The sequence below is a fragment of the Desulfovibrio sp. JC010 genome, from assembly GCF_010470675.1.
Taxonomy (GTDB): domain Bacteria; phylum Desulfobacterota; class Desulfovibrionia; order Desulfovibrionales; family Desulfovibrionaceae; genus Maridesulfovibrio.
The window spans coordinates 56,293-68,454 of record NZ_VOIQ01000017.1; the positions used below are offsets into that span (position 1 = coordinate 56,293).

Below are 12,162 nucleotides of genomic sequence, written 5' to 3' on the forward strand. Positions count from 1 at the left end.
CGCAAGCCTACGGAGATTCTTATGGAGCAGCGTGCCCACTTTATAAAAAAAATGGACGACCTGAAGGTTCAGGTCCTCAGGATGTCCAGCATGGCGGAAACCGCCCTGCACAATTCAATAAAAGCTCTCAGTGAATGCAATGCCGAGCTGGCTGAAGATGTCATCATGAACGACATCAAGATCAACGAACTTGAATGCGAGCTTGATGAATACAATCTCAGTCTGCTGGCCCTTGACCAGCCCATGGCCCGGGACCTGCGTTTCATTGTCGGTTCCATGCGTATTGCGAGCAACCTCGAAAGGATTGGCGATCAGGCGGTTAATCTCGCCAATCATACGGTCTTTTTGAGCACCCGTCCTCCGCTGCCGTTCAACCAGCAGCTGGACCAGATGAGTGCTATTGCACAGGACATGGTCGCCAAGGCGGTCAAGGCTTTTGCTGATGAAGACCATGTCCTTGCTGCCGAAGTCTGCGGCATGGATAATGAAGCGGACAGCCTCAATGTCCGGATTCTTAAAGGCCTTATCGAGAATATGGTCTCCGAGACAAGAATTGTTGAGCGCGGTGTGCATCTGATCATGGCTGCCGCCAACCTTGAGCGTGTTGCGGATCAGGCCACCAACATTGCCGAGTCAGTTATTTTCATCAGTCAGGGTGTAAACATCAAGCACCAGTGCAAGGGCTAAATCCCGCAGTATGTGTTATTAAGATATGTCTCACAGAAAGAGCCGGATTTGTTCCGGCTCTTTTTTTTGCCTTAAGCATTGAGTGCAAACGATTTCAGGTGCTGGGGGCATGCTGGATGAGGTTTACATAAGTTCTTTTTTAGGATAGAAGCAGTTCTCTTAATCTCAAGCTGGGAATTTTTATCACCCGCATTGAAAAGTGCAGATGGATGATTATCTTAATAGGTTGAGAGTATCCCGTAACGGGCATTAGGGACGAAGTACGGCTTTTTAAGCCAACGGACAATCTGGGCATCGGCTGCCTCGGAACGCGTGAGCAGGTTGATTCCAATGTACTTATCCCATCATATATGTCGAAATTTTGTCCGAGGACATCGTTGTTGGAGGTAACCCATGGAAAACAATGAAAACATGAACGCCGAAATGGAAATGGATATGGACTTCGAGGCTGCCCTTGAAGATTATCTTAATGCCGATTTCGGAAATCTGGACGAAGGCAGCATCGTTGCCGGTGAAGTAGTTAAAGTTGATAAAGACTTCGTTCTCATCGACGTTAACTTCAAATCTGAAGGCCAGATTGCAGTATCTGAATTTCTGGATGCTGACGGTGAAGTAACTGTTGCAGTTGGTGACAAAGTAGACGTTTTTGTTGCAAACAAAAACGAAAACGAAGGCACCATTCACCTTTCTCGCGACAAAGCCAAGCGCATGCAGCTCTTCGACAAGCTCGAAGAAGTGCAGGAAAAAGAAGGCGTTGTCGAAGGCAGAATCATTCGCCGTATCAAAGGTGGTTACACCGTTGATCTCGGTGGCGTGGAAGCATTCCTGCCCGGTTCTCACGTTGATCTTCGTCCCGTTCCCGATATGGACGCTCTCGTTGATCAGACTTACGAATTCAAGATTCTCAAAATCAACCGTCGCCGCAGCAACGTTATCGTTTCCCGCCGCGTTCTTCTCGAAGAACAGCGCAACGAAATGCGTTCCCAGCTGCTCGAAACTCTCGAAGAAGAGCAGACCGTTAAAGGTAAAGTCAAAAACATCACCGAATACGGTGTGTTCATTGACCTCGGCGGTCTCGACGGTCTTCTGCATATCACAGACATGTCCTGGAAGCGCATCAAGCATCCCAAGGAAATGGTCGCACTCGGTGATGAGCTCGAACTGAAAGTTCTGAACTTCGACAAAGAAGGCCAGAAAGTTTCTCTCGGCCTCAAGCAGCTCGTTCCCGATCCGTGGGAAGACATCTCCGGCAAATACCCCGAAGGTGCCAAGTACACCGGTAAGGTTACCAACCTCGCCGACTACGGTGCATTCGTTGAGCTGGAAGCTGGTGTTGAAGGTCTGGTTCACATTTCTGAAATGTCCTGGACCCGCAAGCTCCGTCACCCCTCCCAGATGGTTCGCGTTGGCGATGAAGTCGACGTAGTTGTTCTGGGTGTGGATCCCGACAAGAAGCGCATCTCCCTCGGTATGAAGCAGGTTAAGCCGAATCCCTGGGATGTTGTTGCTGAGAAATTCCCCGAAGGTACTATCCTTGAAGGCCAGATCAAGAACATCACCGAATTCGGTGTGTTCATCGGCATCGAAGACGGCATTGACGGCCTGATTCACGTTTCCGATATCTCCTGGACCCGCAAGGTTCGCCATCCTTCAGAAGTATACGCAGTGGGTGACTCCGTTCAGGCGAAAGTCCTCACCGTTGATAAAGAAAACGAGAAGTTCACCCTCGGTGTTAAACAGCTTTCCGAAGACCCCTGGTCTCAGGTACCCAACAAGTACCCCGTTGGCTGCACCCTTGACGGTCTCGTTACCAACATCACCGACTTCGGCCTCTTCGTAGAAGTTGAAGAAGGTATTGAAGGTCTCGTTCACGTTTCTGAAATCTCCCACAAGAAGATTAAGAATCCCTCCGAGATGTTCAAAGAAGGCGTTACCATTCAGGCTAAAGTCATCCACGTATCTGCTGATGAGCGTCGCCTCGGCCTCTCCATCAAGCAGCTCAAGGAAGACACTGAAAAACGTCAGCCCAAAGAATTCCGTTCCGGTCCTGCCGACAGCGGTAACAACACTCTGGGCGAACTGCTGAAACAGAAACTTGCTGACGCAGCTGATGCAGCTGCAGCAGAGACTGAGGATGAAGAATCCTAAGAACGGTTTCTCTGTCAGACATCCGTTTCTTTTCGGTTTCAGTCTGCTATTAATGGCTGTGGCTCTCCTATGGGGAGCCGCAGCCTTTTTTCATGGCAAAGTGGACTTCATGACCGGCGGAAAGATCGGGGTGGTTAATGTACAGGGAACCATCATAAATTCATTGCCCACGGTGAAATTCCTGCGCGAACTGCGCAAGGATGATTCTGTGAAAGGCGTGCTGCTGCGGATCAATTCCCCCGGCGGCACCATAGCTCCTTCGCAGGAACTTTATCACGCGGTGAAGCGGTTTGCCGAGGTTAAGCCCATTGTGGCTTCATTCGGCACTGTTGCCGCTTCCGGCGGGTATTACGTTGCGGCCCCGGCCACCCAGATCATGGCCAGCTCAGGCTCCATTACCGGTTCTATCGGGGTCAAGGCGGAGTATGCAAATTTCCATCAGCTTATGGAGAAGGTCGGAGTCAAGCCGATCATCATCACCAGCGGCAGGATGAAGGCCGCCGGGTCCCCTTTCTCTGAACTGACCCCGGAGCAGCGCGAATACCTGACCAACCTGATTATGGACATGCACAACCAGTTTGTCTCCGACGTGGCGTCCGCGCGCAAGCTGGATCGCGAACAGGTGGAGAAGGTTGCCGACGGCCGGGCTATTACCGGGCGCGAGGCCAAAGAACTTGGTCTGGTGGACCGCATCGGCGGGTTTGAGGATTCCGTGACCGTGCTCAAGGCTCTCTGCGGTCTTGAAGGCGAGGTAAAGGTCGTTGAAGGTCCGGAAGAGAAAAAGCCTTTGATCAAAGAGATTCTCGGCTATCTGGGGATTACCCCGGAAGGTGCTGCCATCGGGGACGGGTTGATTTTTTCTTACTAGATTACAGTTAAAGTGAGGCTTATGTGGCGACCAGATACGACCAGATAGTACGTGAATTTTATGAAGAACAGACAGGGTTTACTGTCCTGCTCAGTGATGAGCCTTCATTTTACAAGCTGTTGCGCGGCACATTGCATAAGATTCTGGCCATCCGCCGGGACTGTCTGGCCTATTATCAGGAGCAGGCCCCCTGTCTTAATGAGATAAAGGACAAGGTCGGTGCCGGGCAGCCGGTAATGGTTTTTGTTGAAAGGTTGCTCAAGGGCAGGCCCTCTGCTGAATTTATTCTTAACATCCGCAGACTGTTTCCCGAAATCAAGGTTGTGGCCCTTACTGACGAGATCAGTCAGGAAGAGCTAATTTTCCTGCATGAACTCGGGGTCAACAACATCATTACCAAGCCGGTTTCAGTGGATAGTCTGGTCCAGAAACTTGCCTTCACCATTAAGCCGCAGGGCAGGTTGGCCCAGTTGGTGGAAGCGGGCAAAAAGCTGCTTCGCAAAGGTGATTTGGACAAGGTTTTGCTGGTCAGCGACAAGATTCTGGAGATCAAGCCCGGAAGCCCCGCAGGTCTCATGCTTCAGGGGGATGCCCAGTCAGGTATGGGCCAGCGCGATGAGGCCCTGAAATCATATCTGCAGGCCCATGAGCAGTCCAAGGTGTTCATGGAACCCATTAAGAAACTGGCCGATTTCTATAAGGGGAACGATGCCGAGCAGTATCTGCATTACCTGAAAAAACTTGATTCCATCAGTCCCCTTAATACCGAACGCAAATGCGAAATCGGCAAGGTCCATATTGAACGGGAAGAGCTTGAAGAAGCGGAAACATATTTCGATCAGGCTGTGCGTTGCGCGGTGAAGGAAGCGCACAATTATCTTTCGCAGGTAATGAGCGGCATAGCTGAATCTCTTTTTGAGGTGGCCCCGGAAAAAGCCGAAAAATATTATACAAAGCTTTTGCAGGTTAAAGCTTCCAGCCTCAGCGCGGATGATCTTGAGACCTACAATCGTCTGGGAATAGCTTTGCGTAAGCAGGGCAAGTGGCAGCGGGCCGTGGAAAACTATCAGGCCGCACTCAAGGTGGCCCCCAATGAACCGGGACTGTTTTATAATATCGGTCTGGCCTACAGTGATGGTAAGGAGTACGCCAGATGTGCCAAGTATTTTAAACGGGCTGTCCGCGCCGAGGGCATGATTCATAAATCCGCCCCTTCCGTGGGCCGCAATATCGCCGGTATTTTCATCAAGATGGGCATGACTGAAGAAGCACGGGTGGTTGTTGAGGAAGCCCTTACCGAATTCCCGGATGATGCCAAGTTAAAAGCACTGCTCAAGAAAAGCGATCCGCAGCAGGTCTAGCTTAAATTTTTGTTTCAGGATTTTTTATGTATTTTTTAGTTACTCTTGTTCTTTGTCTGGTGGTCTTTATGGTTCTTTATGGACGTTATCTGAATATTAGCGGAAGTATCAACCAACGCCGTATGCAGGTTGAAAATCTGCGCGATAATGTTGAGTTTAGAGTAAGTAAGCTTAATAAGGGTTCGGCGCAGATAAACCGGGAAATTAACGAGGCTTCTGCCCGTCTTGATCATTTGAGGGGCAGTTTAAATGATAAAGGGAGCAGCCAATGATTCCCATGCTCGTTTTTTCCGGGATTATTCTGGTTGCGGCTCTGGTCATAAACAGAATGCTCAGCGGTTGGCATAACCAGTCCCTTAAGGCCTTGAAAAAAGAAGAAATGTCCCTGCGTGTGCGGCTTGATAAGGTCGGCAATGAGCAGAAAAAGGCTTTGGTAAAGTTGCGCAGGCTGAAAAATCAGGTCGTCACCTATGAACGTATGGTTGATGATCGGCAGATGAAAAACGGCGAGTAGGTATTTTTAGAAAATGAAAAGTTGAGCGGCCTGTCTTCGTATGGAAGACAGGCCGTTTTTTTATGAGACTATCAGGTTTGTACCGAGTGTTAATGATACATCGGAATCGAAGTTTGCAATTTCTTGGGCTGAATGGGTTGTCCCGGTACCATCCGCATCATAATAAAGTTTGTCTGTGTCTTCCGCGTAGATGAAGTAGGCTCCGGTGTCGGTAAAGTCGCTGTAAGTGGCAACGCTTGTGAACTGGGCCGATGCGGCAAAATCCCCACTGACGGTGGAGAATGTCAGTTTATCCTCGCCTGACTGGAAGTTGGAGATATTGTCACCGTGAACTCCGCCATCGCTGAGGGAGTAGTATTCAAGATTTGAAGCTTGTCCGGTAATGAGGTTGATATTATCTTCTCCGCCACCGCCTATGATAGTATCGCTGCCGGCACTGGCTCCGGTGATGTTGTCTGTATAATCTGAGCCGATGAGCCTTTCAAAGTTTTTAAACATATCATTTCCGCCTCCACCGCTGCTCATGCAGCCAGTGCCGGTGGAGTTGTCGGCGAGGTCGATTGTCACCCCTGTTCCGCCGGATAGACTGGCAAAACTGAGGGTGTCCAAGCCGTCACCACCGTCAAGCACATCATTACCGAGTCCGCCGTCAATGATATCGTTGCCTTTGTTGCCTTCAAATGTATCTGCTCCATCGCTGCCGCTGAAAGAATCATGTTGCTCGGTTCCCAGAATTTTTTCAAAGGCGGCGAAAGAGTCATTGATGTAAGTTCCGGTATCGCTGTCTTTTGCTGTTCCTGTTCCTGACGCAGTCATGGTGATATTTATGCCGTAGTCTGAGCCGACTGTTACAAATCCGTAGCTCAGGGAGTCTGTCCCTTCTCCGCCGTCAAGAACGTTAGCTCCTGTTCCGCCCATGATGGAATCGTCCCCTGTGCCGCCGTAAATTTTGTCGTCGCCATCGCCTCCGTCCAAGGCGTCTTTGTCTTGGTTTCCGTACAAAGTATCATCACCGGAACCGCCTTTAATATCATCATTGCCGATTCCGCCCTCGATGTAGTCATCGTTGTCACCACCATCGATTGTGTCATTTCCGCCTTCACCGTAGACTGTATCATTCCCGCAGTTGGCGTCGATGGAGTCATCTCCTGCGCCGCCTTTGAGTATATTGACTCCGGTATTGCCTGTGATGGAATCTGCTGCTGACGAGCCGATCAGGTTTTCAATGTTTTCCAATATGACCTTGTTTACGTTTGCATTGGAATCGGCACTGTCTTTGATATAAACATGGTTGCTGCTCAGTTCCGCATATACCCAGTACTGGTTGGTGAGGGATTCAAATTGCACCCAGTCCTGTTCGATGCCGCTTCCGCCGCTGACGGTTTCATACGTGCCGTCACTGACGAATTCAGCGTTCAGGCCGGGATCAAAAAAGTTAATATTTTCATCCCCTGTGAGGGTATCCTGATGCCCGGTTCCTATCACGCCTTCAATATTGACCAGCGTATCCTGCCCGTCATCAACCGTGACGATTACTTCCTGTGCGTCGTTTTTTACACTCAGATCTACGGTGACCCCGTGATCCTGTCCGTCAAAAGACGCGAAGTCCACTTCTCCAGCTGCGCCAGAACCGCCGTCGAGGTAGTTGCTGCCGCCACCGCCTTTGAGCATATCTTCGCCCGCACCGCCGTACAGGGTGTCGTTATCGCATTGGCCGTAGAGTTCATCATCACCGGATCCGCCATAGAGGGTGTCGGTTCCTTTATTTCCCTCAAGGGTGTCATCACCGGATTCTCCGTACAGAGTATCATTGCCCAGATCGCCGTAGATGGTATCGCTTGAACTGGCCCCGGTAATGGTGTCGTTGTCTTCAGTCCCTTTGATCAACCCGCTGCCGTGGATATCATGGGGGTCGGAGCCGGAGCTTGTGTCGTTGTTGCTTGAACTCTCTTCCTCTGTGACTTCTCCTGTTCCCGTCAAGAGGTCTGTGATCTCTTCCTTCTCCTTAGGTGTTGGATCCGGCTGCGGTTCTGGAACAACAGTAATAGGCGGTTCGGGGATCTGTACCTGCGGTGGGTTTGTTGGCTGGGGGAGTTGACCCGGATTTATTCCTCCGCCGTCTATTTCCCCACCGGGCAGAACACCGCCGGAGCCTTGCAACTCACCGCCTCCGGGAATAACATCACCGGGCAATTCCCCCTGAGGTTCCCCCGGTTGCTCACCTTGCTGTTCGCCCTGCTGTTCTTCTTCTCCCTGCTGTTCGCCTTGCTGTTCTTCCTGACCCTGCTCCTGCTGCTCATCCTGCTGCTGTTCATCCTGCTGTTCGTCGTTCTGCTCGTTCTGCTGCTCTTCTTCCTCTTCGCGCTGCTGCTGGATTTCCTGCTCCTGCCTGATGTTGGCCTTGGCTATGTCGCGGAATTGGTTCAGTTCCTGTGTAGAAAGAGGGCGCGCCGGACCGAGCATACCGGTTCTGGTGACATCCGACATCTGCCCGGAAAAGAGCTGCTGGAGCTGTCCGGTGGCCTTACTTTGCAGGAGCATGGCCTTACCGGCATGGAGTTGTTCAACTCCGTGCTTTTCGCCGTTACCTGTCACTTCACTAAGAATAATGGTACCGCGGATACCGATGGTTGCCAGCGGGGAGCCGAGCTTGAAGCGTTCCGGGTTCTGCTCTGCTATTTTACCGGTGACCGTACGGAAAGTACCTTCGGCAATGTCGCCCAGAAAGCTGGAGTCCCCGCCATCGGGGTCGTAGACATAGTCATCAAGGGCGATTCGTGAATTTCCGCCCTGTGAAATCAGGGTGTCGTCAACAAACCGCACTTCGATATTGCCGCCGTCTCCGGTGACAAGCTCTTCTCCCTGATAGATGGGACTTCCCGGTTCAAGGGCGCGCATTCCTGATGCGGACTGGGCATAAGCATCACCGGAAACCCCGGTAACTACTCCGATTTCTTGGGCACTGTTTTGTTCGACAGGCATTTCAGCTCCAATAAAGGCAGTATTTATATTCAGCTATATGGCGTATATTGATCTTTATAATAATGAAGAGATAGGAACCTATTAAAACATCCATGGCTGCACAGCAAGGATTATCAATAAAAAGAGGGTGGGAAATAATGCCCCGCTCAGCCCGGATACATGCATTATCGGCAGGGTTAGCGAAAGGGTTAAGGCTGCTTGAAATCAGTGCTGATACCTGAATGTATTTTTGTCGCTTGTATTATGACCGTCATATGGTGTACACTTAACTTTGCAGAACTAAATAAAAATTCCCCGGACCTTTGGAGCAGTGCATGGGTATTTTTGATAAAAGCAAATTGGCGGGACGAAACCGTCTTGTCTGGTTGAGGGTCGCCGTTCCCACGGTGGCTTCACTTGTGCTTTTTATCATAGTCATTTTCGTGGTGCATATGCCTGCTGTTCGGGATGCCCTGCTTGCCCAGCGTAAAGATTCATTAAAACATATGACTCAAGTGGCCATCGGAGTGCTGGAGCACTTGCGCGATCAGGAGGTGAAGGGGATCATCTCATCGGAAGAGGCCAGAAGAAAGGGGGCAGAATTCATCGGCATGATGCGTTTCGGCCCGGACAACAAAGATTACTTCTGGATAAATGATTTTGATTCCATGATGGTCATGCATCCCTACCTGCCGGAACTTGATGGTCGGGATATGTCCAAGTTTACGGACTTCAAGGGCAAATTGCTTTTTGTTGAAATGGTCAATGCCACTGAAAAAGACGGTGCCGGATACGTGGATTACCACTGGCAGTGGCAGGATAAGCCGGATGAAGTTGTCCCGAAAATTTCCTATGTGCAGAGGTTTTATCCCTGGAAGTGGATAGTGGGGACCGGGCTTTACCTTGATGATCTTGAGTCCGAGGCTGCGGCACGCAACCGGGAATTGATCATGATGACCGTGGTGATCCTCGGCATCATCTCACTGCTTTCTTTTTATACCATCGTCCAGAGCAGGAAGGCCGGACAGCAGATTTCGGAAAGCGAGGCCCTGTTCAAGGGGATTTTCAATAACAGCCAGCAGTTTATGGGGGTGCTCAGCCCAGAAGGGGTATTGCTGCTTGCCAACAGAGCCTCTCTGGATTTCATCAGTGTCTCTGATGACAATGTTGTCGGACATTATTTATGGGAAACCCCGTGGTGGAAGGATTCGCTGGATGCTCAGCGGCAGCTTAAGGAGATTATCCAGATTGCTTCCTTCGGCGAAGTAGGCAAAGGAATTTTCAAGCACAGTAATGAGGCCGGAAATTCAATATATGTTGATTTTTCAGCCAAGCCTGTTGTGGACGAGAACGGGAAAGTTCTTTTTCTGATTGTTGAAGGCCATAATGTCACTGAGCTGAAGGAGGCTCAGGAAAAGATTGCCATGAGTGAAGCAATGTTCAGGGGTATTTTCAGTCAGTCGTTGCAGTTCATGGGAGTGCTGGATTTAGACGGAACACTGCGGGAAGTGAACAAGGCCGCCCTTGATGTCCGCAATGCTGCTGCGGAAGATGTGCTGGACCGTCCTTTCTGGGAAGGGCCTTGGTGGCAGAATCCGCCGTCACTGGCCGAGACCTTAAAAGAGGACATAGAAAAAGCAGCTAACGGGCATACTGTCCGGCGTGAAATTGTTTCCACCCCTCCCGGAGTCGGAACCAGATACATAGATTTTTCTCTCAAGCCCGCTTTCGGTTCGGACGGAAAAATTCTTTTCCTGCTGGCAGAAGGAAGGGATGTTTCCGAGTTGCGTTCGATTCAGGACCAGATCAGCGAGCTTAACCGCGACCTTGAGCAGAAGGTGGAGGAGCGTACTGCTGAGCTGAGCCGATCCGTTGAAAGTCTGGAAAATGCCCAGAATCAATTGGTCCAGTCTGAGAAAATGGCTGCCCTCGGAGACCTTGTGGCCGGAGTTGCCCATGAAATTAATACCCCGGTAGGCATCAGCGTAACCAGCATCAGCTTTATGGAAGAAAAGCTGAATGAGATTTCGCAAAAGATGGCTTCGGGAGAACTGCGCAAATCCGATTTTGATAAATTCATATCTGTTGCCAGAGAAGCCACCAAATCCAGTATGCTCAACCTGCACCGGGCTGCCGAACTTATCGGTAACTTCAAGCAGGTGGCGGCGGATCAGGCTTCCGGACAGAGGCGGACCATCAATTTCCGCGAGTATCTTGATGAGATCCTGCTCAGCCTGCGCTCCAAGTACAAGAGAACCAAGCACAGGATCAATATCAGCTGTGCCGATGATCTGGTAATAAATACTTATCCCGGCGCATTTATGCAGATTTTCTCCAACCTGATTATCAATTCCCTTATTCACGGCTTTGAAGGAATGGATGCCGGGAATATTGATATCGGGGTTGAGATCGTGGAAGATGATATTGTGATCCGTTACACTGATGACGGCAAGGGTATGAGTGAGGCCAGTGTGTTCAAGGTTTTTGAACCGTTCTACACCACCAAAAGGGGCGAGGGCGGAACAGGTTTGGGCATGAGCATTGTCTATAACCTCGTGCACAAACGTCTGGGCGGGGTTATTACCTGCTCCAGCGTGGAAGGGCAGGGCACTGCTTTTACCATCACCATTCCCGGTGATGTTATCGTTGAAGACTGATTTTCTTGATTTCCAGCCCCTTGACTGGACGCTAATAAAACATATCTTTCTTATACCGCATCATTTTGGTGCGGTATTTTTCTATCAAGCTAAAAAAACAGGAGCTTCTAATATGACCAGTCAGATCAAGACTTTTTTCCTGCTCGCCGCGCTTACGGGCATCATCCTCTTTCTGGGGGGGCTGATGGGAGGCCGGACCGGGCTTGTTATCGCCTTTGCACTGGCCATGTTCATGAACGTGGGCAGCTACTGGTATTCGGATAAAATTGTACTCAAGATGTATAGTGCGCGTCAGCTTTCCCCCAACGATGCTCCGCAGGTGTATGCCATGGTGGAAGAACTGGCCGCCAATGCCGGAATCCCCACTCCGCGTCTTTACGTGGTTGATCAGGATGCTCCCAATGCATTCGCCACCGGGCGTAATCCTGAAAATGCAGTGGTCGCAGTAACCAGCGGAATTATGCGTATCCTGACCCCCGAAGAATTGCGCGGCGTAATCGCTCACGAGATCGGCCACATCGCCAACCGCGATATCCTGATCCAGTCCGTGGCCGCAGTGCTTGCCGGGGCGATCATGATGATTGCCAATATGATGCAGTGGGCTGCAATTTTCGGATTCGGCGGTGGTGATGATGAGGAAGGCGGAACCAATCCCTTTGCCGCGATTCTTATCGCCATTCTCGCGCCTGTTGCCGCGTCCCTGATCCAGATGGCCATCTCCCGTTCCCGTGAATATCTTGCAGACTCCACCGGGGCGCAGATTTCCAGTGATCCTAAGGCCCTTGCTTCCGCACTTTACAAGCTGGACGCCAGTGCGCGCAACATCCCCATGGATGCCAACCCGGCCACCGAGAACATGTTTATCGTCAATCCCTTCAGCGGCGGAAACATGGCTAACTGGTTCAGCACCCATCCTTCTACCGAGGACCGCATCGCCAGACTGATGTCCATGGCTGGAAGATAGTT

9 protein-coding genes are annotated in these 12,162 nt (G+C 50.7%); 8 read left to right on the top strand and 1 reads right to left on the bottom strand.

The features are described 5' to 3' along the window. Positions 1–21 precede the first annotated feature (21 nt). The 6 genes from phoU to FMR86_RS17450 all read left to right on the top strand — a co-directional run bounded on the left by phoU (position 22) and on the right by FMR86_RS17450 (position 5,578). Entirely contained in the window at positions 22–687 is a 666-nt protein-coding gene (gene phoU / locus FMR86_RS17425; protein WP_163352681.1) for a phosphate signaling complex protein PhoU, read from the top strand. Positions 688–1,080: 393 nt separating this feature from the next. Next, complete coding sequence (locus FMR86_RS17430) at positions 1,081–2,835, top strand: 30S ribosomal protein S1 (protein WP_163352682.1); 1,755 nt, start codon at positions 1,081–1,083, stop codon at positions 2,833–2,835. Then, on the top strand, positions 2,822–3,703 hold the full coding sequence (gene sppA / locus FMR86_RS17435) for a signal peptide peptidase SppA (RefSeq protein WP_163352683.1): 882 nt from the start codon (positions 2,822–2,824) through the stop codon (positions 3,701–3,703). The genes FMR86_RS17430 and sppA overlap by 14 nt, the downstream gene beginning before the upstream one ends. Before the next feature lie 23 nt (positions 3,704–3,726). Then, on the top strand, positions 3,727–5,064 hold the full coding sequence (locus FMR86_RS20890; protein ID WP_163352684.1) for a tetratricopeptide repeat protein: 1,338 nt from the start codon (positions 3,727–3,729) through the stop codon (positions 5,062–5,064). Positions 5,065–5,090: 26 nt separating this feature from the next. After that, positions 5,091–5,336 carry a hypothetical protein gene (locus FMR86_RS17445; protein ID WP_163352685.1) on the top strand — a complete coding sequence of 82 codons (246 nt, stop codon included), beginning with the start codon at positions 5,091–5,093 and terminating at the stop codon, positions 5,334–5,336. Beyond that, positions 5,333–5,578, top strand: a complete 246-nt coding sequence (locus FMR86_RS17450) for a hypothetical protein (protein WP_163352686.1) — start codon at positions 5,333–5,335, stop codon at positions 5,576–5,578. The genes FMR86_RS17445 and FMR86_RS17450 overlap by 4 nt, the downstream gene beginning before the upstream one ends. Before the next feature lie 60 nt (positions 5,579–5,638). Here the strand turns inward: FMR86_RS17450 and FMR86_RS20705 are convergent, their stop codons facing one another. Beyond that, positions 5,639–8,560, bottom strand: coding sequence for a FecR domain-containing protein (locus FMR86_RS20705; RefSeq protein WP_163352687.1), 2,922 nt, complete (start codon positions 8,558–8,560; stop codon positions 5,639–5,641). 314 nt (positions 8,561–8,874) lie between these two features. Between FMR86_RS20705 and FMR86_RS17460 the strand changes: the two genes are divergently transcribed. Both FMR86_RS17460 and htpX read left to right on the top strand, forming a co-directional pair. Beyond that, positions 8,875–11,196: a cache domain-containing protein gene (locus tag FMR86_RS17460; RefSeq protein ID WP_163352688.1), complete on the top strand. Its 2,322-nt coding sequence runs from the start codon at positions 8,875–8,877 to the stop codon at positions 11,194–11,196. Between the two features lie 112 nt (positions 11,197–11,308). Next, on the top strand, positions 11,309–12,160 hold the full coding sequence (htpX, locus tag FMR86_RS17465; protein WP_163352689.1) for a zinc metalloprotease HtpX: 852 nt from the start codon (positions 11,309–11,311) through the stop codon (positions 12,158–12,160). Positions 12,161–12,162: the final 2 nt, after the last annotated feature.